Here is a 23,101-nt window from a genome sequence, read left to right as displayed (position 1 = left end):
TACCGCGGTCGCGGGCTAGCGTTGCAGCCGTCCGGCAGTGAGCGCGAGTTGCTCCGCCGGCTCCTGGTCCCGCGTTCCGTGTTCCGTTTTCCGTGCCGTTTTCCGTGCCGTTTTCCGCAAGAGGAGTACCCACACATGGCTCTCGCCAAGGCCCGTGCCTCCCGCACCTCCCGCGCCGTCCGGATCGCCCGCACGGCGGGTACGGGCGCCGTCGCGCTCGCCGCCGCGGCCCTCTTCGCCGCTCCCGCCGCCAGTGCCGCCGACGCGCACCGCGGCTCCGACTCCCGTGCGCGCCACGGCAGTTCGACGGTGTTCGTGCAGACCGACGACACGACCGCCAACTCCGTGGTCGCCTACGAGCGCGCCGCCGACGGCACCCTCGGGCAGAAGGGCGTCTACCGCACCGGGGGCAAGGGCGGTGTCCTGGCCGGCACCGTCGCCGACCATCTGGCCTCGCAGGGGTCGCTCGCCTACGACCGGCACAACCAGCTGCTCTACGCCGTCAACGCGGGCAGCGACACCGTGACCGTCTTCGCCGTGCACGGCACCCAGCTGAGCCGTGTCCAGGAGATATCCAGCGGCGGGCAGTTCCCGGTCAGCGTCACCTTCCACGGCGACCGGGTCTACGTCGCCAACGCGCTCGGCGGCGGTTCCGTGCAGGGCTTCGTGCGGACCGGCGAGCGGCTGGTCAAGGTCCCCTCCTGGCATCGTGAGCTCGGCCTGGGCGCAACTGCTTCGGCCGTGGGACAGATCTCCTTCACGCCCGACGGTTCCAAGCTCGTGGTCACCACCAAGGCCGCCGGGCAGAGCATCGATGTCTTCCCGGTCGGCCGGTACGGCGGTCCGTCCGCGCGGCCCGTGGTGACCTCGCTCCCGGGGGCCGTGCCGTTCGGTTTCGACTTCGACTCCGCCGGACGGATCCATGTGACGGAGGCCGGGACGAACTCGGTGGGCACGTTCGGCGTCGCCCGTGACGGCAGACTGACCGCGAAGGGCACCGTCGCGACCGGCCAGACCGCGACCTGCTGGGCGGTCACCGCCGCAGGCAACGTGTACGTCTCCAACGCCGCCAGCGGCACGGTGTCCGGCTACCGGGTGGGCTCCCAGGGCAAGTTGACCGCGCTGGGCAACACGGCCACCGACGCCGGCACGGTGGACGCGGCGGCCTCCTCCGACGGCCGGTACCTGTACGTCCAGACCGGAATCAAGGGCATCGTGGACGAGTTCCGGGTCGACAAGAACGGGTCCCTCACCGAGATCGGTTCGGTCGTGGTGCCGGGTGCCGTCGGCGGGGAGGGCATCGTCGCGGGCTGACCAGTACGGGCGAGACGTGCGGGGGCACGGGTTCAGGGAGCGGCGCCGACACCGCCGTAACTCTTGGACCTGTCGCCCTCGGACCCGGTGCCGCCACCGCCGCCGGTGCGGAACGTCCGGCGGTACGTCGTCGGAGTGACACCAAGTGCCGCCTGCAGATGCTGGCGCATCGACTGGGCGGTGCCGAAGCCCGCGTCCGTGGCCACCTGGTCCATGGACAGGTCGGTGGACTCCAGGAGGTGCCGGGCGCGTTCGACGCGCTGCTGGGTGAGCCACTGGCCGGGGCTGACCCCGACCTCCTCGCGGAAGCGGCGGGTGAAGGTGCGCACGGACATCGCCTCCTGCTCCGCCATGTCGCGCAGCTGGATCGGCTCGTGCAGCCGGCCCAGCGCCCAGGCGCGGGCGGCGGTCGTGGTCGCCAACTGCGGGTCGGGGACCGGGCGGTGGATGTACTGCGCCTGCCCGCCGTCGCGGTGCGGCGGTACGACCGTGCGGCGGGCCACGTCGTTGGCGACCGCCGTGCCGTGGTCGCGGCGCACCATGTGCAGGCACAGATCGATCCCGGCCGCGACACCCGCCGAGGTCAGCACGTCGCCGTCGTCGATGAACAGCACGTCCGCGTCGACCTCGATCCGCGGGAAGAGCTGCTGGAAGCGCTCGGCGTCCGCCCAGTGCGTGGTCGCCGGGCGCCCGTCGAGGAGACCGGCGGCGGCGAGGACGTAGACGCCCGTGCAGATCGACGCGAGGCGGGTGCCCGGGCGGATCCGGGCGAAGGCGGCGGCCAGTTCGGGGGTGAGGACGCCCTCCTCGAAGACCGGGCCGAGTTCGTACGACGCCGGGACGATGACGGTGTCGGCGGTGGCCAGCGCCTCCGGCCCGTTCGGGACCTGGATGGCGAAGTCGGCGTCGGTGTCGACGGGGCCCGGCGGCCGGACCGAGCAGGTGACGACCTCGTAGAGCAACCGCCCCTCGGCGTCCCTGGGGCGGCCGAAGATCCGGTGCGGGATGCCCAGCTCGAAGGGGAGCAGCCCGTCGAGGGCGAGCACGACGACACGGTGCGGGCGGAAACCGTCGGTGGCGGTGGCTATGGCCATGACCCCATTGTATGGCTCGATCCTAGCGAATGCTGTCCTCCCGGCCAATGGATCGGATCCGCCGCAGGCCGGAAGCTGTATGGCGTGACCCAGACAACCGAACCGAGCACAGTCGTGAACGAAGCTCGCCCCGCCCGGCGCACCCGCATCCACCGAGCTTGGTTCGTCGCGGCCGTCACCTTCGTGACGATCATCGGCGCGGCGGCCTTCCGTTCGCTGCCGGGGCTGCTGATCGATCCGCTGCACCAGGAGTTCGGCTGGTCGCGCGGCACGATCGGGGCCGCGGCCTCCATCAACCTCGCGCTGTACGGGCTGACGGCCCCCTTCGCGGCGGCGCTGATGGACCGCTTCGGCATCCGGCGCGTCGTCGCCGTCGCGCTGACCGTGATCGCGCTCGGCTCCGGCCTGACGGTGTGGATGACCGCGCCCTGGCAACTCCTGCTGTGCTGGGGCCTGTTGGTGGGTCTGGGCAGCGGTTCGATGGCGCTGGCGTTCGCCGCGACCGTCACCAACCGCTGGTTCACCGAACGCAAGGGCCTGGTCACCGGCATCCTCACCGCCGCCTCGGCGTCCGGCCAGCTGATCTTCCTGCCGCTGCTGTCCTGGATAGTCGAGGAGCACAGCTGGCGCCCGGCGGCCGTGACCGTGTCCCTCGCGGCGCTCGCGGTCGTCCCCTTCGTGTGGCTGCTGCTGCGCGACCACCCGGCGGACGTGGGCGCGAAGCCGTACGGCGCGACCGAGTTCGTACCGAAGCCGGAACCCGTGCCGGGCGCGGCCCGCCGCACGATCGGCGTCCTGTTCAAGGCGGTCCGCACCGGCCCCTTCTGGCTGCTGGCCGGCACCTTCGCGATCTGCGGCGCCTCCACCAACGGCCTGATCCAGACCCACTTCGTGCCCGCCGCCCACGACCACGGCATGCCCATCACGGCCGCGGCCTCGCTGCTCGCGGTGATCGGCGTCTTCGACGTCGTCGGCACGATCGCCTCCGGCTGGTTCACCGACCGCTTCGAACCCCGCCGCCTGCTCGCCGTCTACTACGCCCTGCGCGGCATCTCCCTCCTCTTCCTCCCCATGCTCCTGGCCCCGACGGTCCACCCGCCCATGCTCTTCTTCATCGTCTTCTACGGCCTCGACTGGGTCGCCACGGTCCCCCCGACCCTCGCCCTGTGCCGCGAGCAGTACGGCGAGGACAGCGCGATCGTCTTCGGCTGGGTCCTCGCCTCGCACCAGATCGGCGCGGCGCTCGTCGCCTTCCTGGGCGGGGTCGCACGGGACGCGTTCGGCTCGTACGACATGGTCTGGTACGTGTCCGGGGCGCTGTGCGCGGTGGCGGCGCTGATGGCGCTGGTCATCCGGCGGCGGCCGGTGGTGGGGATGCGGCCGCTGGCGGTGGCGTGACGGCTACGGCGCCGAGGTGACGTTCCCCTTCGCGTCCACGGTGTGGGTCTCCCAGTAGGTGTCCCACTTGTCCCCGACGTGCTGCGGCACCTTCCCCTTCGGGTAGCGCGCGTAGCCGCTGGGCGGGGTGTCGCCGTTCTTCACGCAGGCGCCGCCCGAGGTGCTGCCCACGGCCAGGACCGGGTACTCGCCGGAGCCGCACATGGCGTCCGCCACGGAGAACGAGCAGGCGGACAGCAGCCCGGCGGTGGAGATCAGGACGGAAGCGAGAACGGCGACTCGCGTGTGCTTGCTCATGGTTGAGGTCCCCCGGTCAGGTGCTCGAATCGGTCTGAGAGCAAGGCTGTCGGAGGAGCGCCGGACCTTCATGAGTACGTGGGCTCAGAACCGGAGCGCGGGTTACTCAGGGAGACTGAGGAGCAATCAGCGGAACCGGCCCCGATGGAACAACAGCGGTGCTTCGTCCGGGTCCTCGGTGCCCAGCGCGTCCACCCGCCCCACCACGATCAGGTGGTCGCCCCCGGTGTGCACCGCGTGGATCGTGCAGTCGATCCAGGCGGCGGCGCCGGTGAGCCGGGGGGAGCCGGAGACCGGGGACGCGTCGTACGGCACGCCCGCGAACTTGTCGGTGCCGCTGATCGCGAAGCCGCGGCACAACTCGCCCTGGTGGGCGCCGAGTACGTTGACGCAGAAGACGCCGGCGCGGGCGATGCGGGGCCAGGTCGTCGACGTACGGCCGACCATGAAGACGACGAGCGGCGGGTCGAGGGAGAGCGCGGAGAACGACTGGCAGGCGAAGCCGGCGGGGCCGGGTTCGCCGACCGCCGCGGGGGCGGTGATCACCGTCACGCCGGTCGCGAAGTGGCCCAGTACGCGCCGGAATTCGCCCTGGTCGACCGGTGCGCGCTCGTCGTCCGCGACGCACCGGAGCTCCGGCCGCGGCAGCGCCTCGACAGGCTGCGCGGCCGGAGCGCTTCCGGACGACCTGAGGTAGCGGACGGCGGCGGCAGCCGCTCCTGCGTGTCCCATCACACCACCCATTGAAGCTGACGGGTCATCAGATAGGAAGGGGCGCGGGCGGTGGGGGTTCTGACGGCCGGTTCACAGACTCCCGGGAAGAACATGGGAGTTACGACGCCGCACGGACCTCCCTGAGTCACTCCCCGCACACCCGCCCGCAGCAGAGTTCCGCAACGACCGCCGCCGGTACGGAACCGGTGGCCGCCGCGACCCCGAGGAGCATCCACCCGATGAACCGTCTCACCGCACGCGGCACCGCAGTTGCCGCCGTGGCCGGCCTCGCCCTGACCCTCGCCGCAGCCCTGCCCGCGCAGGCCGCCGACTCGACCGTCACCGAGTCCCAGTGGCTGTCCGACGTCGCCGCCGTCACCGGCCCCGCGCAGACCTACGTCGACTCCCGTGCCGCCGCCAACACCTCGGGCGCCAAGCAGGCGATCGTCCTCGACATCGACAACACCTCGCTGGCGTCCTACTTCGAGGGCGGCTACCCCACCCCGGCCGCCGCACCGGTACTCGCCCTGGCCAAGGACGCGCACGCCAAGGGCGTCAGTGTCTTCTTCGTCAGCGCCCGTACCAACCTGATCGACGTGGCCACCAAGTACAACCTGACGAACGTCGGTTACACCGTCGACGGCCTCTACACCCGCACGCTCATCGACATCGCGAGCGAAAGCGTCGCCGACTTCAAGACCTCCCAGCGCAAGGCGATCGAGGCGAACGGCTACGACATCATCGCCAACATCGGCAACAACACGACCGACCTGACGGGCGGTTACGCCGACGCGACGTACAAACTCCCGGACTACGACGGCCTGTTGGACTGACGAGCGCCGCACACCCGACACACGCGGACCCCCGCCGAGCACGTCGGCGGGGGTCTCAGCTCTTGTTCAGCGACCGTGTCACGCCCGCGACCACGGCGGTCGTCAGCAGCCAGCCCGCCGCGATCAGGGCATAGGAGAGCCATTGCGCGGAGCTTCCCTCCGCCCAGTACCAGGTGGTGCGCTGGCCGAGGCCGCCGAACGGGATCAGCAGGTCGAGGGTGTAGACGAGGGCGTTGAACGGCGGTCCTTGCCCGGCCTGAACCCGGATCGGCGCCTGGTGGCCGAAGACGACCGTGCCGAGGACGGCCAGGGCCACGATCCACACTCCGGCCAGCCAGGGCCGGTAGCCGTAGCCGACCAGGGCATCGAGCACGTGCCCCCACGCCCGGCCGGCCGGATGCAGGGTGCTGCGGCGATGGCGCTGCTTGGCCAGCAGCACCTTGCGGGCGTCGTCCTCGTGGCCGACCTGCCGGTACCAACTCGCCAACTGCTCATAGGGCTGCGGGGCGTACCCAGGCTCGCGTCGGACCCACTCGACGCGGCGGGTCACGTCGTACCCCCGAAGACCGTCCTCGGACTGGATGGAGGCGTAGTCGAACCCCTGGAGTCGTACGATGCCCGGCCAACTCTCCTCGCCGTCGTGCAGGACCGAGACGTGGGCCCCGCGCAGGTCCACCGCACCGGAAGGGGGTACGGCGGGTGTGAAGTGGAGCTCCCCCGCCTGCATCCGTGAGCAGTCCAGGGCCACGTCCGCGCCGTTCAGGAAGGCGCCGTCAAAGGTGAGTTGATCGGATATCTGCGCGCCGCGCAGCTGGACGGTCCCCGCGGCGGTGAATCCCTGGGAGAGGACCAGGGTCTGGGCCACGGCGTTGTCCGCGACGAGCGCCGGGCCGTCGGGATTGTCGAGTCGGGCCCCCTCCATGAACAGGCCGCCGGGCAGGTGGGCCCCCAGCAGCCGTATCCCCCCGTGGGCGGTGAATCCCCAACGGCAGAAGACCCCGCCTTCCATGACCAGACCGCCGGCGAACAACGACCAGCCGTTCGGGTCCGACAACTTCGTGTTGCCCAGCTGCAGTTCGCCCGCGATGCGCGCCCTCATGAGCGAAAGCCTGCCGTGGAGAACCGAACGCCTCAGGTCGAGGGTGCCCTCGACGGAGGCCAACGAGGCGTCCATGCCGGGAACTTGGCAGCCGACGATCCCGATCGTCCGGGTGGTGGCTCCGTAAAGACTCGGACCCTCCTCGAACCAGCAGCCCTCGAACCGCAGCAGGTGCCCGATCTCGGCCCCGGCCAGGTCGAGTTGGCCGGTGATCCGCGCGCCGGTGACCCGCAGAGCGGTCACCGCCCCGGGCGGTGCCGCGTTGGCTCCCCGCGCCAGAGCCGTCACGACGGCCGCCCGAAGCGTGCGCTCGGGCCCCCAGCCCGCCCCCTCCGCCGGATCGTCCTCGTCCAGTGCGCCCACGCGCAGGTCCACCAGGCGGCCTTCGGGGAAGGCGTTCCACAACTCCCGCTCGGGCGGGGTCATTTCCTCGTACGACAGCATCGACACAGCGTAGAGAGCAAGGGCCGCCGCGCGGGCATCAGCGTCCCCGGTACTCCGGACTCCGCCGCTCCACGAAGCCGGCCACGCCCTCCCGCGCGTCCTCCGTCGTCATGTTGATCTCCTGGGCCGCCGCCTCCGCCGCGAACGCGGTCGTTCGGTCGCTGTCCAGGGAGGCGTTGACGAGCTGTTTGGTGAGGGCGAGGGCGCGGGTCGGGCCGGTGGACAGGCGTTGTGCCCACTCGCGGGCCGTCTTCTCCAACTCCCCGTCCGGCACTACCCGGTTGACGAGACCGAGGCGTTCCGCGTCCGGGGCGGTCAGGGCGTCGCCGAAGAACATCAGCTCCTTCGCCCGTTGCGGGCCGATCAGGCGGGGGAGCAGGTAGGCGCCGCCGCCGTCCGGGACCAGGCCGCGTCGTACGAACACCTCGATGAACCGCGCCGACTCCGCGGCCAGGACGAGGTCGCAGGCGAGCGCCAGGTGCGCGCCCAGGCCCGCCGCGGTGCCGTTCACCGCGGCGATCACCGGTTTCTCGCAGTCCAGGACGGCGGCGATCAGGCGTTGCGCGCCCAGGCGGATCGTGCGGGCCACATCTCCGGCCACCCGTTCGCCGGTCGTCGTCCCGCCTCCCCTCAGGTCCGCGCCAGCGCAGAAGCCGCGTCCGCTGCCGGTGAGGACCACCGCCCGAACGGTCCGGTCGGCCGACGCCTCCGCCAACAGGGCGATCAGGTGGTCCCGTTGGGTAGGCGTGATCGCGTTCAGGGTCTCGGGGCGGTTCAGGGTGAGGTACGCGACCTGGTCCGTGACGGTGTGGACGACATCAGCCGTCGGCCTGGTCATCGGCACACCGCCAGCGCGTCCAGGGCCACCGCGCCCTGGCCCCGCGGCAACACCATCAGCGGGTTGATGTCCAACTCGGAGAGCACATCGCCCAGTTCGAGGGCCATGCGCTGCACCCGAAGGATCACCTCCACCAGCGCGTCCAGGTCCGCCGGCGGTCGCCCCCGCACCCCGTCGAGCAGGGGACGGCCGCGCAACTCGCCGAGCATGTCGGCCGCCTGGTCCTCGCCGAACGGCGGCACTCTTACCGCCACGTCCCGCAGCACCTCGACCAGCACCCCGCCCAGCCCCACCGTCACCGTCGGCCCGAACAGGTCGTCCTGGGTGACGCCCACCACCATCTCGACACCCCGCTCGACCATCTGGCAGACCAGGACACCGTCCAGGGTCACGTCCTCGTAGCGGGCGATGTCCGTCAACTCGCGGTAGGCATCACGGACTTGGCTCGCGGACGTCAGGCCGACCTTCACCAGGCCCAGTTCCGTCTTGTGCGCGATCTGGCCGCCCGACGCCTTCATCACCACCGGGTAGCCCACCAGCCCCGCCGCCCGTACGGCCGCCGCCGCGCTGGTCACCAGCTGCTCGCGGGGCACCCGGATGCCGTAGGCCCGCAGCAGTTGTTTCGCCGCGTGTTCGCTCAGTTGCTGGCCTGGGCGCATCAGGGCCTGGGCCTTGCGGAAGGAGGGGGAGAGGGCGCGGGGGGCCTCGTCGAAGGGGGACCGGTAGGCGTGGACGAAGCGGTGGTGGGAGAAGTAGGCGCGCAGTGCCGTGATGCAGTTGCCGACCGTCCGGAAGGTGGCCACCCGCGAGGAGCCCAACAGGACGTCCCGGTACGCCGGTTCGGTGCCGACCGGTGAACCCCACACCACACACACCAGCTTGTCCGTGCGTTCGGCCGCGGCGACCAGGTCCTCGACCAGCTTGTCGCTCAGCGGCGGGAAGGGGCCCGTGATCGGGCACACCAGTACGCCCACCTCCGGGTCGTCGAGGATCGCGTCGATGATCTTCCGGCCGCGCCAGTCGCCCACCGGGTGACCGCCGTTGTCCACCGGGTTGGCCACGCTCAGGTACGGCGGTATCCACTCGTGCAGCTCGTCCTGCTTGGCCGTGGACAGCTGTGGCAGGTGCAGCCCCGCCTCGCTCGCCAGGTCGGCGAAGTGGGCGCCCGTGCCGCCGGAGATCGAGTACACGACGACCCCGTCGGCGACCGGGGGCTTCGCCCGCGCCAACAGGCTTGCCGTGTCCTGGAGTTCGTCGAGGCCGTCGACGCGGAGCACGCCGTACTGGCGCATCGCCGCGTCCACCACCGTGTCCGCGCCGGTGAGTTTGCCGGTGTGGGAGGCGGCGGTGCGGGCGCCGGTCTCGGTGCGGCCGACCTTCACCGCGACGACGGGCACCTTGCGGCGGGCGGCGCGGTCGGCGGCGAGGAGGAAGGCGCGGCCGTCCTTGAGGCCCTCCAAGTAGCAGGCAATGGCGCCGACTTCGGGGCGTTCGGCGAAGTAGGAGATGAAGTCGGCCGTCTCCAGGTCGGCCTCGTTGCCGGTGGGTGCCCAGTGGGAGAGGCGGATGCCGAGTTCCTGCAGGGCGAAGACCGGGCGGCCCTGGTGGCCGGACTGGGTGATGAGGGCGATCGCGGGGCCGTCCAGGTCCTCGCGGAAGTTCTCGAAGGCGTTGAGGTTGGTGTTCGGGCCGAGCAGGCGGAGACCGGACCGGCCGACAGCAGCGGCCAGCTGCTCCTGCGCCACTGCTCCCTCCTCGCCCGTCTCCGCGAAGCCGGACGCGAAGGCGACCGCGAACTTCACCTTCGCCTCGGCCAGTTGCTCGATCACCGGGAGCGGGTCGGCCACCAGCACCACGGCCAGATCGACCTGTTCGGGGAGGTCGGGGACGGAGGGGAGGCAGGGGACGCCGAAGACCGTCGTACGAGTGGGGTGCACCGGATGCAGGCGCGCCCCCACCCGGTCGGCCCAGGCCATGAGTTGGCGGGTGATGCCCGTGTTCGGGCGTCCCTCCGCGTCCGAGGCGCCGATCACGGCGACCGACTCGGGGCGGAAGAAACGGTCCAGGTCGGGTACGCCGGCGTACAACGGCCGTCCGCCGACATCGAGATCGTCGACGTCGGCGGGCCTTCCGTGGACGGCGGGGCCGGGTTGCTCACCGCAGGCGATGACCCGGGCCCGGCGGGAGTCGGTGGTGAGGGTGCCGTGGGTTGATCCAAGCATCGGTCCGCCCGCTCCTGTGTGACAGTCGTGACAGCACAATTAACTGACGCACTGTCAGATTACTGAACTGACACTGCGTCAGGAACTGTCGTGCACGCAAAGAACGGACGGGCTCTAGCTCACGGCATTTTTGCGGACGGACTTGGCGAGGGCCTTCGCGATCTTCTCCGCGTCGATCGCCAGCTCGCGGAGCATGCCGCTGATGGGGTTGGTGAAGCCGGTGAAGTACAGGCCGGGCGCGTCCTTCGGGGAGCGGACGCCGTGCACGACCGGCCTGCCGCGCGCGTCCAGCACGCCGAGATGGCCGACGAGACCCTCCAGCGAGCGGACGTAACCCGTGGCCGCGACGACGGCGTCCGGCTCGATCCGCTCACCGTCGGCCAGCACCACCTTGCCGTCCTCGAACGACTCCACGGCGGCCACGACCTCCACCCGCCCCTTGCGCACGGCGTCGATCAGACCGACGTCCTGCACCGGGATCGACCCGTCCTTGACCCGGCTGTACAGCCCGGTGTCGGGCCGCGCCAGCCCCCGCTCCGACAGGTCCGGCACGCTGAGCTTGGCCATCGGCCCCGCGAGCCGGTCGACGAGGCGCACCGGCAGCCGTCGTACGACGATGCCCGTGTACTGGGCCGCCCAGCCCGCGGTCGAGCGGCGCACGATGTGCGGGGTGGTGCGCACGGAGAGCCGTACGCGCGATGCGCCGCCCTCCACCAGGTCGACCGCGATCTCCGCACCCGTGTTGCCGACGCCGACGACCAGGACGTCCCGGCCCGCGTACGGCTGCGGGTTGCGGTAGTCGGCGGCGTGCAGCAGCTCGCCGGTGTAGGAGTCGCGGCCGGGCCAGTCGGGCAGCCGGGGGGTGTGGTTGGTGCCGGTGGCGACGACGACCGCGCGGCCAGTCAGCTCACGGCCGCCGGTGGCGTGCAGCAGCCAGCCGGTGCCGTCGGCCGAGCGCTCGATACGGGAGACCTCGACACCGGTGACGATCTCCAGCTCGTGGACCTCCGCGTACTTCTCCAGATAGCGCACCACGTCGTCCCGCGATACCCAGCGCCCGAACCGGCGCGGCATCGCGAGGCCCGGCAGGCCCGAGAGCCGCCGGGTGGTGTGCAGATGGAGGCGGTCGTAGTGGCCGCGCCAGGACGCCCCGACCCGGTCCGACCGCTCCAGTACGACGGCACGGATGCCCCGCGCGCGCAGTGCGTACGCGGCGGCGAGTCCGCCGGGGCCGCCGCCGACGACGTACACGGGGCGGTCTGCGTGGTTCTGCGGCACCGGGGTCGGGGACACTGTGGAGTCGGCCATGAGCGCGAGCGTAATCACCTCCCACGTTGATGGGTCTCGGTCAAGACCGGAATTGGTTGCGGATTGATCACGGGTGTGGAGGACCGGGTGAGGTCAGTGGCGTAGAAGCTCTGGTTTGTGCGTAGCAGGTGAGGGGCCGGACATGCCGCGACGCCGAGCCCGCAACGTGCGCGGAGGGGCTCGGCGTCGTGGGGCGGTGACCGGAATGTATGACGGGAAACCGGTACCGCGTTCTTGGGGTCGGGCGGGCTACTTGCCGCCTCTCTCGGAACGAACCTACGCCTGCACTGTGTGCGGAGCCGTGTCCCCCAGGGACAAGAACTCCGCCCGCGTGATGTTGGTCCGGGCTGGTCTCAACCCGGCTGGTGCTGATCGTGTAAGAGCTGACGGACCGCCGGTCCGCAGCCAATGTGAGCCAGGAATCCCCATCCGTTAGGGAGGGGGAGGATTCAATGCCCTGTGCTTCACCCCCCGGCCGCCGCCAGCGGGTGTGTTGCCCGTTGCCTGCTGCCTCTCGTCTTCCTGACCGCTCCTTGACCTTGCGCTTGCGAACATAATCGGCGCTGAACAAAATCGTCAACAATCTGCGGGGATTCATGGGGGACCCACAGCGGCACGGCCGGAGCATAGGATTTTCATGGCCACCCCTCGGATTTCCTCAGCTTCTGACGTACCGTCAGATTCATGGATGCGATCTGGCTCGACGGAGCGGAATGGCTCGCGGTCCTCCGCATAGGACTCGGCCTGTGGTGGCTGGAGAGCTGGCGGCACAAGGACAAGAAAGCCTGGTTCGAACGCGGCACCGGCATCGCCTGGGCCGCCGACATCGCCGCCAAACACCGCTGGACCGCGGTCCGTTCGGGCTTCGACGTGATGGTCGCCCCACGCCCGCGCACGATGGCGTACGTCGTCGTCTACGCCGAACTCGCCGTCGGCCTCGGCCTGGTCGCCGGGTTCCTCACCCCGGTCGCCCTCGTCGGGGGCCTGCTCCTCAACGTCCTCTACTTCACCCTCATGATCCACGACTGGGCGGAGCAGGGGCAGAACGCGATGATGGCACTCATCTCGGTCGTGGCCCTGTTCGCGATGTCCTGGCAGGTGTGGTCCCTGGACGACGCGGTCGGATGGTTCCGATGACCGGTGCCCCCCGCTTCGACCTCCCCGAGACCGACGCGTTCACCCGCACCTACTGGGACGCGGCCGGCCAGGGCAGACTGCTGATCCGCCGCTGCGCCGACTGCGGCCGGGCCCACCACTACCCGCGCGAGTTCTGCCCCCACTGCTGGAGCGAGAACGTCACCTGGGAGACCGCGAGCGGCCACGCCACCCTCTACACCTGGTCCGTCGTCCACCGCAACGACCTGCCTCCCTTCGGACAACGGGTGCCGTACGTCGCCGCCGTCGTCGATCTCGCCGAGGGCCCGCGCATGATGACGGAACTGGTGGACTCCGACCCGGCCGCCCTGCGGGCCGGGACGCCGGTCGAGGCGGTGTTCCGGGAGGGAGTACCGGTGTTCAGGCTTCCGCCCCGGGAAAAATGACACACCCCGTGCACGAGGCACTTGATTCAATGGCGCGATGGCCCACATACGCGAGCGGTCCGTTCAGCACCCGCTGCCCGAGCTGAACGGCCACGGACTGCGGCTGCGCCCCTGGGACCCCGACGACGACACCGATGTCGCGGACTGGCTGCGCGGAGTGTCCGACCCCGACTTCCAGCGCTGGAACACCCCACTCCGCCCGATCACGGACCTCACCGGCGCCCGCAACTCGCTCCGCTCCCGCGCCGAGGGCGCCGAGGACGGCGTCAGCGCCTCGTTCCGCGTCATGGACGCCGCCGACGGTACGACCCTCGGACACATCGGCGTCAACGACATCGACCACATCATCAGCGTCGCCCGCGTCGGCTACTGGACCCTCCCCGAGGCGCGCGGCCGGCACGTCGCGATCCGCGCCCTCACCCTCGCCGCCCGCTGGGCCCTGACCGACCTGGGCCTGCACCGCCTCGAACTCGGCCACGCCCTCGGCCACCACGCCTCCTGCCACATCGCCGAACGCTGCGGCTTCCCCGCCGAAGGAACACTGCGCGGGGCGATGTTCGAGGCGGGCCGACGCGACGCGTTCCGCGACGTCCACCTGCACGGCCGCCTGGCGACCGACCCGGAGGTAGAACTGTGACGACGATCCCCACCTGGCACATCACCGCGGACCTGGACCAATTCCTGGGCCTGGCAGGGGACTTCCTCCAGTCCCGCCCAGCACACCACACGATTCAACTGACGGTGACCGACACCCTGCGCAGACGCGGGCGGCACATCTACGGCGACGGCGACCCGGAGTTCGGCGTCCTGGAACGCGACGGCACTGTCACGGCCGCCTACTTCCGCACACCCCCCGGCCGCCTGATGTCGACCCGCCTCACCCCCGGCGAGGCCGAAGCACTGGCAGCCCAACTCGCCGACCGTGGTGCCGAGTTGCCCGGCATCATGGCCGAACAGGACACCGCGACGGCCTTCGCGGAATCATGGCGACGACGAACCGGAGCCGAACCCGAAATCAATGTCCGCCAACGCCTTTACCGCCTCGCCGAGTTGATGATCCCGACCCCTGCCCCTCCGGGCCGCCCAAGAGTCGCGGTGGCAAAGGACCGCGAACAACTCATGCGCTGGCACGGCGAGTTCGTGGCGGCGATCGGAGAGCACGGCGCCGTGATCGGCTCGGCCGAATGGGCCGACGCACGGATCTCCTACGGAGGCGTCACGCTCTGGGAGACCCCCGACGGAACACCGGTGTCGATGGCCGGAGTCACGGCGAAGGTGGCCGGCCAGATCCGCGTCGCCCCCGTCTACACCCCGGCGGACCTGCGGGGCCGCGGCTACGCCGGCGCCGCCACGGCGGAGGTCAGCCGGGCCGCGCGCGCGGCGGGCGCGGCCGAGATACTCCTCTTCACCGACCTCGCGAACCCGACCAGCAACGCCCTCTACCAACGGATCGGGTACCGCCCGGTCGCGGACTTCACCGCATACGACTTCCGACCCGGCACCCGGCAAAGGTGATACTCGACCCATGGCAACGGAAACGGGACCGGATCTCCACGACCTGCTGAAGTCCCTACGGGTATGGGCCCCCGAGACGACCGAACTACGGGCCTTCGACCCGACGACGGCACCGGACACCCCCCTCGCCCTCTTCACCACGTGGTTCGTGGAGGCGGTGGCGGCGGGAGAGACCGAGCCGCACGTGATGTCACTGGCGACGAGGGACGACGAGGGGCTCCCCGACGTACGAATGGTGATGCTGCACGGCGCGGACACGGAGGGCTGGTCCTTCGCGACCCACGCCACGAGCCGCAAGGGCCACCAGTTGACACACTTCGCGTACGCCGCCCTCTCCTTCTACTGGCCCCGCCTGGGCCGCCAGATCCGCCTGCGCGGCCCGGTCCTCCCGGCGACCTCCTCCGAATCCCAGGCCGACCTGCACGCCCGCTCGACAGGAGCCCTGGCAGCAGCACTGACCGGCCACCAGAGCGAAGTCCTCTCGTCCTTGGAGGAGTTGACGCAAACCTCTGAAGCAGCCTGGGAACTCGCCCAACGCGAGCCGCAGACACCGGTTCCGTCCTGGACCTTGTACCGCGTCTTCCCTGACGAGGCTGAGTTTTTCCAGGGAGATTCACTACGACGGCACGTTCGCCTGAGTTACGTCCGTGAGGAGCGGGGCTGGGCGAAGGTGTTGCTGTGGCCGTGAGTTGCTAGAAGTTGCCGTTGGGCCACTCGCTTCTTTGTCAGTGTCGGGCTTCCGCGGAGCGAGTAAAGGGCGCTCCCTGTGGTCGCGTCGCCTGCGGCGATGACCCTTCGGGTCACCCTTGACTCGCTCCGCTCCAGCCCGTTTGAGAAGCGAGCGAGCGGCCGGGAGGAATGGGGGGCCGAGGCGTACCAGCCCCTTGCCTGTGCCGCGTTGCGGGCCGGTACTACGGGGCGCGTCGGCGTCTCGCCGGCACGCCGGGCCCGCTCAGCGGCCAACCGCCGGCGGGGAGAAGGAGGAGGGGGGTGGGGGGGTGGGTCTGAAAAAGTGTGACACTTCGGGTGGAAAGTGACACACTTTTTTGGGACCCCTACCCCCCCCACGGGCGGTCGTGCCTCGCCCGCCACTCCTGCCTGCTCGAAGCCGTCCTGATCCGCGACGTCCTGGAGACCGGGCGTGCGCAGCCTGCCCCCCGGCCATGAACATGAAGGGGTCCCCCCACTCGCGGTTGGCCGCTGAGCCGGCGCGGCGTGCTGGCGAGACGCGGATGCGCTTCCGCTCCGCCGGTTGCGGGCGCAGCCGGCGTGAGGGGTTGGCGGACCTCGGCCCCCCATTCTTCCCGGCCGCTCGCTCGCTTCTGAAACGGGTTGGAGCGGAGCGAGTCAAGGGTGGCCCGAAGGGTCATCGCCGAAGGCGACGCGACCGCAGGGAGCGCCCTTTACTCGGTCCGTGGAAGCCCGACACTGACAAAGAAGCGAGTGGCCCAACGCCCACCACCCAGAAGCCTCGCGACCAACACCGTCACCCCCGCCCCAACACCACCGTCCCCGAAGAGCAGAACCATCCCCCCGTCCCAGAGGCAACCCCGAGGCGTGGCAACTCCCCGTCCCTGCCGGTGACTTGACGGGCGCCGACCTCTCCTCGTAGTTGTCGGACCGCCTCCACCAGCAGGAACAGCCCCCGCATCCCGGGGTGTTGGGCCGACAGGCCGCCGCCGTCCGTGTTCACGGGGAGTTCGCCGCCCGCCACCCGCAGCCGTCCCTTCTCCACGAAGGCGCCACCTTCACCCTTCGCACAGAAGCCCAGATCCTCCAGCGTCACCAGCGTCATGTAGGTGAACGCGTCGTAGATCTCCGCGAAGTCGATCTCCTCGGGGCGGACCCCGGCTCGTTCGAAGGCCAGTCGGCCGCTCACCGCCGCCGGGGACACCGTGAAGTCGGGCCACTCGGACATCGCGGCGTGCGAGACGTGTTCTCCGGTGCCGAGTATCCAGACCGGTGCCGTACGGCAGTCGCGTACGTACTCCTCGGCGGTCAGCAGTATCGCCGCTCCGCCGTCGGACCGTATGCAGCAGTGCAGTTTGGTGAAGGGGTCCGCGATCATCGGGCCGGAGAGGACGTCGTCCACGGTGATCGGGTCGCGGAACATCGCCTCCGGGTTCAGCGCGGCGTTGGCGCGGGCCTGTACCGCCACCTCCGCCAACTGCTCGATGGTCGTGCCGAATTCGAGCATGTGGCGGCGCGCGGCCATCGCGTACTTGGCGATCAGTGTGTGGCCGTAGGGGACCTCGAACTGGAGCGGGCCCCGTGCGCCGAAGGAGAGGTTGCCGGTTCTGCGGCCCGCCTTGATGTCGGCGCGGGCCGTGGAGCCGTAGACGAGGAGTACGGCGTTCGCGTGGCCGGCCGCTATCGCGTCCGCCGCGTGTGCCGTCATGACCTCCCAGGTCGAGCCGCCTACCGCCGTCGAGTCGACCCAGGTGGGGCGCAGGCCCAGGTATTCGGCCACCTCCACCGGTGGCAGCGTGCCCAGGCCCGCCGACGCGAAGCCGTCCACCGCGGACCGGTCCAGGCCCGCGTCCGCCAGTGCGCGGCGGGCCGCCTGGGCGTGCAGGGCGTAGGGGGTCGTGTCGTCGACCCGCCCGCAGTCGGACAGTGCCACGCCCACCACGGCGACCTTGCGGCTCCCCGGTGTCATGAGGGGCCTCCTCCCTCTGTGCATATCGTGCCCGGACTCCTAATATGACGGACCGTCAGATCTGGAGGGAAGTGTCATGGACGCCAGCTTCACCGCCGAGCAGGACGAGATCCGCCGTACCCTCCGCGAACTCCTCACCAAGCGCTGCGGGCCGGACCGGCTCCGGGCCGCCATCGACAGTCCGGCCGGGCACGATCCCGCTCTGTGGGCCGCTCTCGCCGAACAGTTGGGGCTGCCGGGGCTCGCGCTCCCGGAGTCGTACGACGGTGTCGGCTGTACGACCACCGAACTCGCTCTCGCCTGCGAGGAGACGGGCCGTTTTCTCGCCCCCTCCCCGCTGCTCGCCACCGCCGTGCTCGCCGCTCCTCTCGTCCTCGCCCTCGGGAGCGAGACCCAGCGCGCCACGCTGCTGCCCCGCATCGCCGCCGGTTCCCTGACCGCCGCCCTTGCCGTTCCCGGTACCGCCCTCACCACCGCCCTCGCCCTCACCGGCCCCAACGACGGCGAGTGGGCCGGCGGCGGGCGTGCGGGCGGGGTGCAGGCCAGACAACAGGGGGACGGCGGGTGGCGGTTGTACGGGCAGGTCGCGCAGGTTCTCGACGGGCACAGTGCCCAGCTGCTGCTTGTCGCCGCTCATGCCGGGGGGTTCGCCCGGTCGCGGACCTTGCTGTTTCTCGTGGCGGGGGACGCTGAAGGGCTTGTACGGACCCGGCAGACCGCGCTCGACGCGACCAGGCCGCTGGCGCGCATCGAACTGCGGGATGTGGCAGGGGAGTTGCTGGGCGTCGATGACAGCCCGCGGCTGCTACGAGAGCTTTCCGCGCTCGGTGACACCGCCGCCACCGTGCTGGCGGCCGAGGCCGTCGGGGCCGCCGACCGTGTGGTGGAGCGGACCGTTCATCACGTCAGGCAGCGTGAGCAGTTCGGGCGGGCGATCGGGTCGTTCCAGGCGGTGAAGCACCGGTTGGCCGATGTGTATGTGCAGGTGCAGGCGGCCAAGTCGGCTGCCTACTACGCGGCTTGGGGGACCGTCCACGGGGAGCGGGTGGGCGGGCTCGCCCTCGCGCAGGCGCTGGAGGCCCTGCGCGGGGCCGCCGCCGAAGGGATCCAGCTGCACGGGGGGATCGGGTTCACCTGGGAGCACGAGGCCCATCTCTATTTCAAGCGTGCCGCCGGTGACGAACTGCTCTTCGGGCCGGTGCACCGGCTGCGGGCGTACGCCGCCGAGGGTGCGCGTCTCTTCGAGAGCCGTGAGGTGACGGTGTGATCGGTGTGCGGCTGGTGCAGAAGGTGTCCTCGACGCCCGTGTTCGCGCGCGTCGCCCCACATGTCGTGCCCGCCCTCGACCGGGCCGTGCACCGGTTGACGCGCGGGAAGGTGCTGCTCAGCGCCCAGATGCTGCCGGGGGTGATTCTGACCGCGAGGGGTGCGCGGAGCGGGCAGCGGCGCAGTACTCCGCTGGCCTGTATGCCGGTTGAGGACGGGTGGATTCTGATCGGGTCCAACTTCGGGCGCACGGGCCATCCGGCCTGGACGCGCAACCTGATGGTCCATCCCGACGCGGAGATCAGTTGGAAGGGTGCGGAAATCCCGGTCACCGCACGGTTGTTGGAGGGGGAGGAGCGGGCGGAGGTCTGGCAGGCGGCCCTCGTCTTCTGGCCGCCGTATGCCACGTATCAGGCGCGGGTGGAGCGGGAGATCCGGCTGTTCCGGATCACACGCAGGGCAGGCGACGGTCCACCTGGGTGAACCGCCGCCCGCGAGACAGGACTTGGGACCTGGAAGCAGGAACCGCTACCTCGTCGGCTTCTTGCCGGTCACGCCCAGGTGGACCAACAGCGCCAGGTTCGGCTTGAGTTCAGCCTGCTTGACGCCCCACGTCTGGAAACCCTTCTGGTGCGAGGCGACCGCCGCGAGCATCGCGACCAGTGAACCGGCGACCGCCGCCGGGTTCACGTCCTTGTCGACCCTGCCCTTGGACTGCAGTTCGGCGACCGCGTCCGAGAGGGAGTTGTTCACGGAGTTGAGGATTTTCATGCGGATCTTGTAGAAGCGTTTGTCGCCCTCGGCCGCTCCGAGGTCGACGACCCGCAGGATCGCGTCGTTCCTGCGCCAGAACTCCAGGAATCCGTCAACGAGTTCCTGCGAGGTCTGCCAGCCGGCCTTGCCGACCCATGACCGGCCGGCGAGCAGTTCGGTCAACTGCCCGCCCTCCGTGGCCATTTGCTCGGCGATTTCCAGGACGGCGCCTTCGACGTCCGGGAAGTACTGGTAGAAGGTCGCGGGTGAAGTCCCCGCCTTCCGGGCGACATCGATGACTTTGACGTCCCGGTAGGGGGAGGAGCTGAGCATCTCGCTTAGGCAGTCGAGCAGCTTCTGCCGGGTCGCCTGCCCACGCCGGCCGGCCACGCGGCCGTCGACGGTACGCACTTGTCCTGTCATGCCGTCAGCTTACCGAGGGGTGATCGGAGCGCGATTCGGCCGACTGCAAATGGGGTGCACGAGGGTCCAGAGGGTGGTGTGCCTGGTCTGCGGGGTGCGTGCGACGCCGTTACTTTGACGGTATGGCCGAAAACAGGGCATCCGCGAAGGAAGAGACCTACGGAGAGGGCGTCCCCTGCTGGGTGGACGCGCAGCTGCCGGACCTCGCTGCGGGCAGGCGGTTCTACGGTGAGCTCTTCGGGTGGACCTTCGAGGAGGCGTACGGCGGCTCCGTATGGGCCCGCAAGGAGGGTGAGCCGGTCGCGGCGCTCGCCCACAAGGCGGACGGGCGGATGCCGACCGTGTGGACGGTGTACTTCGCGACGCCGGACGTGGTGCGGCTGACCGGGCGGATCCGGGACGCCGGCGGGCAGGTGTTCATGGCGCCGATGCCGGTGGGGGAGCTGGGGACCGCGGCCCTCGCCGCCGATCCGGAGGGCGCCGTCTTCGGGCTGTGGCAGGCGGCCCGGCACCCCGGTTTCGGCGTCCGGCACAAGGCGGGCACCTTCGGCTGGGCCGAGCTGTACGCCCGCGACACGGAGGCCGCGAACACTTTCTACGGCGGACTTTTCACAGACGCCCTGTTCGGACCGGAGGCCGCTTCCGACTTCGGGCGGGCGCCCGTCTCCGACGTCTTCCCGGTGGAGATGCCGCCGCATTTCCTCGTTCACTTCCGGGTCGAGGACATCACCGCTGTTCTGGGGGCCGTGCAGCGGCTCGGCGGACGGGTTCAGGTCCCGCCCTTCGAGACGTCGTACGGAAAAGTGGCCGTCGTCACCGACAATCAAGGGGCGTCGTTCGCGCTGCAGCAACGTTGACACCTGGACATTTGTCCGAAAATGTGCTGAGACACCCCGATTAGTCGCCGGGTTCGCAACCTGTGGCCCGGCCAGGAAGAATCAGGGTGCGTGCCGCCATGGCGGTGCGGTGGTGAGACGCTGCACGGGGTCGCGTACATATGTGGGTGGCGTGGCCCGTACGGGGAGGTGGCAGGCAAGTGGTGGATCAGCTGACGCAGCACGATCCGCGGCGGATCGGGCCGTTCGAGGTGCTGGGACGGCTTGGCGCGGGCGGCATGGGGCTGGTCTATCTCGCGCGCTCGGCGTCCGGCCGGCGCGTGGCGATCAAGACCGTGCGGACGGAACTCGCCGAGGACCAGCTGTTCCGGGTCCGTTTCACGCGCGAGGTGGAAGCCGCGCGGGCCGTCTCCGGTTTCTATACGGCTGCCGTGGTCGACGCCGATCCGCGGGCGGCCGTGCCGTGGCTGGCCACCGCGTACGTGCCCGCACCCTCCCTCGAAGAGATAGTGAACGAGTGCGGGCCGATGCCGGCCCAGGCGGTGCGCTGGCTCGCGGCGGGGGTCGCGGAGGCGCTGCAGTCCATTCACGGGGCGGGTCTCGTTCACCGTGACCTCAAGCCGTCCAATGTGCTCGTGGTCGAGGACGGACCCCGGGTCATCGACTTCGGTATCGCCTCCGGTGTGTCGAACACCCGTTTGACGATGACGAACGTGGCGGTGGGTACGCCCGCCTACATGTCCCCGGAGCAGGCCAAGGACTCCCGCAGCGTCACCGGTGCGAGTGATGTGTTCTCGCTCGGCTCGATGCTCGTGTTCGCCGCCACCGGACACCCCCCGTTCCATGGCGCCAACCCGGTCGAGACCGTCTTCATGCTGCTGCGCGAGGGCCCCGACCTCGCCGGCCTCCCGGACGAACTCCGCCCCCTCATCGAGTCCTGTATGCAGATGGAGGCCACCGGTCGGCCGAATCCGGCCGACCTCCAGGCCCAGCTGGCCCCCCACCTCTTCGGCTCCGGCTCCGACGACAGCGGTACGGCCTCGGCCTGGCTGCCCGAGCGCGCGGTGACCCTGATCGAGACCCGGCGCGGTGGCCGCCCGCCCGTGAAACCGACGCCCACGGCCGGCCGCAGCGGCGGTGGCCGAGTCGCCGTACCGCCGCCGCCCTCCCACGACCCCGTCGTGCCCGTCCCGGTCGGCGCCCCCGACACCGGGCCCGTACGGCTGGCCGGCGCCCCCGTGCCGATCGGCCCCGGCCCCCGGGTCGCCGACGCCCGCGCCGCCGCCGTGAAGGCACCCCCTCCGGAGGCCGGGCTCGTCGCCTCCTGGTCCCGGCCGCGCCCTGGTGTCAACGGCACCGACGCCGCCGTAGGACCCGCCGTACCCGCACCGCCGCCGCTGCCCCCGGAGACCGCGTCCGGCTGGCGCCCCTGGCGGTTCCGGATGTCGAACGACGTCTGGGGCACCCCGACCGTCGCCGGCGACCTCGTCTACGTCACCTCCTTCGAGGTGCACGCCCTCGATGTGCAGACCGGCCGCCGCTCCTTCAAGACCAGGGACGTCGCCTGGTCGATGGCGGTCGCGGACGGCCGTATCCACGCCTCGGACGGCCCCACCCTCTTCGCCCTGGACGCCCGCGAGGGCGGTGACCTGTGGCGGCTGTCCACCGAGGCCTGGGTGTACTCCCTCAAGGCCGAGCGCGGCACCGTCGTCACCGGTACGCGCGGCGGCGGAGTGCAGGCCTGGGAGGCGGCCACCGGACAGCAGCTGTGGCAGCTGACCGGCTCGCAGACCGACTTCGAGTCCCCGGAGGCGGGCCCCGCGCTGCACGACGGCACGGTCTACGTGTGGCAGGACGCCCGGCTGCGCGCCCTGGACGCCCGGACGGGCGACGAGCGCTGGTCGTACCCGATCGGCGACGCGGCCTCCTGCGGGGGCGTACCCGTACGGGTCACCGCCGCCCCGGACGGTCAGGTCTACGTCGCCGCCGGCACCCGCGTCCTGTCCGTCGAGGTGGCGAGCGGCCGGGTCCGCTGGCACTTCGAGGCCCCCGCGGTCTTCCTCTGCGCCCCGACCTTCGCCGTCGGCCCGGCGGTCACCGGCGGCGGCATCTACCTCGCCGACTACCTCGGCACGGTCTACGCCCTCGACGCCGCCGACGGCCGCGACCGCTGGCGTATCGCGACCGAACCGCGCGCCTCCATCGAACCGGTCCTGGTCGCCGCCGGACACGTCCACGTCGGCAGCGGCAAGGGCCTCTATACGCTCGACGCGGTCACCGGCACCCCCAAATGGCGCTTCCAGGCGGGCGGCGACATCGTGGGGGCCCCCGCCGTCGCCGAGGGCCGGATCCACTTCGGCTCCACCGACCACCTCCTCTACACCCTCAAGGCCGACGACGGCCGGCTCCGCTGGAAGCTCGCGACCGGCGGCGAGATCACCGGCGCACCCGTCGTCAGGGACGGCGTCGTGTACGCGTGCAGCAAGGACCGCTGCGTGTACGCCCTCGACGCGGAGAAGGGGACGGGCACCGCAAAGACCGCGTGAA

21 protein-coding genes and 1 pseudogene are annotated in these 23,101 nt (G+C 70.8%); 13 read left to right on the top strand and 9 right to left on the bottom strand.

All coding sequences use genetic code 11. The features are described from left to right. The first annotated feature begins 135 nt into the window (after window positions 1–135). The gene (locus tag OH768_RS22530) at window positions 136–1,314 is read left to right on the top strand and encodes a lactonase family protein (protein WP_406456287.1); all 1,179 of its coding nucleotides are present in this window, start codon (window positions 136–138) and stop codon (window positions 1,312–1,314) included. Window positions 1,315–1,346: 32 nt separating this feature from the next. Here OH768_RS22530 and OH768_RS22525 read toward each other — a convergent pair whose 3' ends face one another. Continuing rightward, window positions 1,347–2,408, bottom strand: coding sequence for a GlxA family transcriptional regulator (locus OH768_RS22525; protein WP_406456285.1), 1,062 nt, complete (start codon window positions 2,406–2,408; stop codon window positions 1,347–1,349). An 84-nt stretch (window positions 2,409–2,492) separates the two neighbouring features. Here OH768_RS22525 and OH768_RS22520 point away from each other — a divergent pair, with 84 nt between their 5' ends. Then, a complete protein-coding gene (locus tag OH768_RS22520) occupies window positions 2,493–3,806 on the top strand; it encodes an MFS transporter (RefSeq protein WP_406456283.1) in 1,314 nt (437 codons plus the stop codon). Window positions 3,807–3,809: 3 nt separating this feature from the next. Here the strand turns inward: OH768_RS22520 and OH768_RS22515 are convergent, their stop codons facing one another. Then, window positions 3,810–4,103, bottom strand: a complete 294-nt coding sequence (locus OH768_RS22515; protein ID WP_406456281.1) for an SCO0607 family lipoprotein — start codon at window positions 4,101–4,103, stop codon at window positions 3,810–3,812. A 126-nt stretch (window positions 4,104–4,229) separates the two neighbouring features. Beyond that, window positions 4,230–4,835 (bottom strand): flavin reductase family protein, encoded by a 606-nt coding sequence (locus OH768_RS22510; RefSeq protein ID WP_406456279.1) that lies wholly within the window; start codon window positions 4,833–4,835, stop codon window positions 4,230–4,232. Window positions 4,836–5,056: 221 nt separating this feature from the next. Between OH768_RS22510 and OH768_RS22505 the strand changes: the two genes are divergently transcribed. Continuing rightward, a complete protein-coding gene (locus OH768_RS22505) occupies window positions 5,057–5,650 on the top strand; it encodes an HAD family acid phosphatase (RefSeq protein WP_406456277.1) in 594 nt (197 codons plus the stop codon). A 55-nt stretch (window positions 5,651–5,705) separates the two neighbouring features. Here OH768_RS22505 and OH768_RS22500 read toward each other — a convergent pair whose 3' ends face one another. The 4 genes from OH768_RS22500 to OH768_RS22485 all read right to left on the bottom strand — a co-directional run bounded on the left by OH768_RS22500 (window position 5,706) and on the right by OH768_RS22485 (window position 11,561). After that, window positions 5,706–7,193: an oxidoreductase gene (locus OH768_RS22500; protein ID WP_406456275.1), complete on the bottom strand. Its 1,488-nt coding sequence runs from the start codon at window positions 7,191–7,193 to the stop codon at window positions 5,706–5,708. 37 nt (window positions 7,194–7,230) lie between these two features. Then, entirely contained in the window at window positions 7,231–8,031 is an 801-nt protein-coding gene (locus OH768_RS22495) for an enoyl-CoA hydratase/isomerase family protein (protein WP_406456273.1), read from the bottom strand. Continuing rightward, complete coding sequence (locus OH768_RS22490) at window positions 8,028–10,253, bottom strand: acetate--CoA ligase family protein (protein WP_406456271.1); 2,226 nt, start codon at window positions 10,251–10,253, stop codon at window positions 8,028–8,030. The genes OH768_RS22495 and OH768_RS22490 overlap by 4 nt, the downstream gene beginning before the upstream one ends. A 114-nt stretch (window positions 10,254–10,367) precedes the next feature. Then, window positions 10,368–11,561, bottom strand: coding sequence for a flavin-containing monooxygenase (locus OH768_RS22485; RefSeq protein ID WP_406456269.1), 1,194 nt, complete (start codon window positions 11,559–11,561; stop codon window positions 10,368–10,370). A 256-nt stretch (window positions 11,562–11,817) separates the two neighbouring features. Between OH768_RS22485 and OH768_RS22480 the strand changes: the two are divergent. From OH768_RS22480 to OH768_RS22455, 6 genes and pseudogenes are all read left to right on the top strand, one after another. Continuing rightward, window positions 11,818–11,997: pseudogene (locus OH768_RS22480) on the top strand (RNA-guided endonuclease TnpB family protein); the annotation flags it as partial. Window positions 11,998–12,245: 248 nt separating this feature from the next. Then, window positions 12,246–12,698, top strand: coding sequence for a DoxX family protein (locus OH768_RS22475; RefSeq protein WP_406456267.1), 453 nt, complete (start codon window positions 12,246–12,248; stop codon window positions 12,696–12,698). Continuing rightward, window positions 12,695–13,102: a Zn-ribbon domain-containing OB-fold protein gene (locus OH768_RS22470; RefSeq protein ID WP_406456265.1), complete on the top strand. Its 408-nt coding sequence runs from the start codon at window positions 12,695–12,697 to the stop codon at window positions 13,100–13,102. The genes OH768_RS22475 and OH768_RS22470 overlap by 4 nt, the downstream gene beginning before the upstream one ends. A 37-nt stretch (window positions 13,103–13,139) precedes the next feature. Beyond that, window positions 13,140–13,739 carry a GNAT family N-acetyltransferase gene (locus OH768_RS22465; protein WP_406456263.1) on the top strand — a complete coding sequence of 200 codons (600 nt, stop codon included), beginning with the start codon at window positions 13,140–13,142 and terminating at the stop codon, window positions 13,737–13,739. Next, entirely contained in the window at window positions 13,736–14,617 is an 882-nt protein-coding gene (locus tag OH768_RS22460; RefSeq protein ID WP_406456261.1) for a GNAT family N-acetyltransferase, read from the top strand. The genes OH768_RS22465 and OH768_RS22460 overlap by 4 nt, the downstream gene beginning before the upstream one ends. A 10-nt stretch (window positions 14,618–14,627) precedes the next feature. Beyond that, window positions 14,628–15,305, top strand: a complete 678-nt coding sequence (locus OH768_RS22455; protein ID WP_406456259.1) for a pyridoxal 5'-phosphate synthase — start codon at window positions 14,628–14,630, stop codon at window positions 15,303–15,305. Window positions 15,306–16,103: 798 nt separating this feature from the next. Here the strand turns inward: OH768_RS22455 and OH768_RS22450 are convergent. Beyond that, entirely contained in the window at window positions 16,104–17,276 is a 1,173-nt protein-coding gene (locus OH768_RS22450) for a thiolase C-terminal domain-containing protein (protein ID WP_406456257.1), read from the bottom strand. A 76-nt stretch (window positions 17,277–17,352) separates the two neighbouring features. On the opposite strand from OH768_RS22450, the gene OH768_RS22445 reads away from it, so the two are divergent. Both OH768_RS22445 and OH768_RS22440 read left to right on the top strand, forming a co-directional pair. Then, window positions 17,353–18,543, top strand: a complete 1,191-nt coding sequence (locus tag OH768_RS22445) for an acyl-CoA dehydrogenase family protein (protein ID WP_406456255.1) — start codon at window positions 17,353–17,355, stop codon at window positions 18,541–18,543. Beyond that, complete coding sequence (locus OH768_RS22440) at window positions 18,540–19,025, top strand: nitroreductase family deazaflavin-dependent oxidoreductase (protein ID WP_406456253.1); 486 nt, start codon at window positions 18,540–18,542, stop codon at window positions 19,023–19,025. The genes OH768_RS22445 and OH768_RS22440 overlap by 4 nt, the downstream gene beginning before the upstream one ends. A 45-nt stretch (window positions 19,026–19,070) precedes the next feature. Here OH768_RS22440 and OH768_RS22435 read toward each other — a convergent pair whose 3' ends face one another. Next, window positions 19,071–19,706: a TetR family transcriptional regulator gene (locus OH768_RS22435; protein ID WP_406465403.1), complete on the bottom strand. Its 636-nt coding sequence runs from the start codon at window positions 19,704–19,706 to the stop codon at window positions 19,071–19,073. Window positions 19,707–19,840: 134 nt separating this feature from the next. Here OH768_RS22435 and OH768_RS22430 point away from each other — a divergent pair, with 134 nt between their 5' ends. Together OH768_RS22430 and OH768_RS22425 are read left to right on the top strand one after the other, a co-directional pair. Beyond that, window positions 19,841–20,575: a VOC family protein gene (locus OH768_RS22430; RefSeq protein WP_406456251.1), complete on the top strand. Its 735-nt coding sequence runs from the start codon at window positions 19,841–19,843 to the stop codon at window positions 20,573–20,575. A gap of 179 nt (window positions 20,576–20,754) precedes the next feature. After that, entirely contained in the window at window positions 20,755–23,100 is a 2,346-nt protein-coding gene (locus OH768_RS22425; protein WP_406456249.1) for a PQQ-binding-like beta-propeller repeat protein, read from the top strand. The last annotated feature ends 1 nt before the right edge of the window (window position 23,101 follow it).

Source organism: Streptomyces sp. NBC_01622, from assembly GCF_045209635.1.
GTDB lineage: Bacteria > Actinomycetota > Actinomycetes > Streptomycetales > Streptomycetaceae > Streptomyces.
Note: the sequence above shows the minus strand (reverse complement) of the source record. Positions and strands in the feature narration are given on the sequence as shown.

Coding starts and splice junctions, on each gene's coding strand:
- OH768_RS22505 (WP_406456277.1), top strand. CDS start 5,057: ATGAACCGTCTCACCGCACGCGGCACCGCAGTTGCCGCCGTGGCCGGC.
- OH768_RS22495 (WP_406456273.1), bottom strand. CDS start 8,031: ATGACCAGGCCGACGGCTGATGTCGTCCACACCGTCACGGACCAGGTC.
- OH768_RS22490 (WP_406456271.1), bottom strand. CDS start 10,253: ATGCTTGGATCAACCCACGGCACCCTCACCACCGACTCCCGCCGGGCC.
- OH768_RS22445 (WP_406456255.1), top strand. CDS start 17,353: ATGGACGCCAGCTTCACCGCCGAGCAGGACGAGATCCGCCGTACCCTC.
- OH768_RS22485 (WP_406456269.1), bottom strand. CDS start 11,561: ATGGCCGACTCCACAGTGTCCCCGACCCCGGTGCCGCAGAACCACGCA.
- OH768_RS22465 (WP_406456263.1), top strand. CDS start 13,140: ATGGCCCACATACGCGAGCGGTCCGTTCAGCACCCGCTGCCCGAGCTG.
- OH768_RS22500 (WP_406456275.1), bottom strand. CDS start 7,193: ATGCTGTCGTACGAGGAAATGACCCCGCCCGAGCGGGAGTTGTGGAAC.
- OH768_RS22430 (WP_406456251.1), top strand. CDS start 19,841: ATGGCCGAAAACAGGGCATCCGCGAAGGAAGAGACCTACGGAGAGGGC.
- OH768_RS22515 (WP_406456281.1), bottom strand. CDS start 4,103: ATGAGCAAGCACACGCGAGTCGCCGTTCTCGCTTCCGTCCTGATCTCC.
- OH768_RS22475 (WP_406456267.1), top strand. CDS start 12,246: ATGGATGCGATCTGGCTCGACGGAGCGGAATGGCTCGCGGTCCTCCGC.
- OH768_RS22450 (WP_406456257.1), bottom strand. CDS start 17,276: ATGACACCGGGGAGCCGCAAGGTCGCCGTGGTGGGCGTGGCACTGTCC.
- OH768_RS22525 (WP_406456285.1), bottom strand. CDS start 2,408: ATGGCCATAGCCACCGCCACCGACGGTTTCCGCCCGCACCGTGTCGTC.
- OH768_RS22530 (WP_406456287.1), top strand. CDS start 136: ATGGCTCTCGCCAAGGCCCGTGCCTCCCGCACCTCCCGCGCCGTCCGG.
- OH768_RS22455 (WP_406456259.1), top strand. CDS start 14,628: ATGGCAACGGAAACGGGACCGGATCTCCACGACCTGCTGAAGTCCCTA.
- OH768_RS22510 (WP_406456279.1), bottom strand. CDS start 4,835: ATGGGACACGCAGGAGCGGCTGCCGCCGCCGTCCGCTACCTCAGGTCG.
- OH768_RS22470 (WP_406456265.1), top strand. CDS start 12,695: ATGACCGGTGCCCCCCGCTTCGACCTCCCCGAGACCGACGCGTTCACC.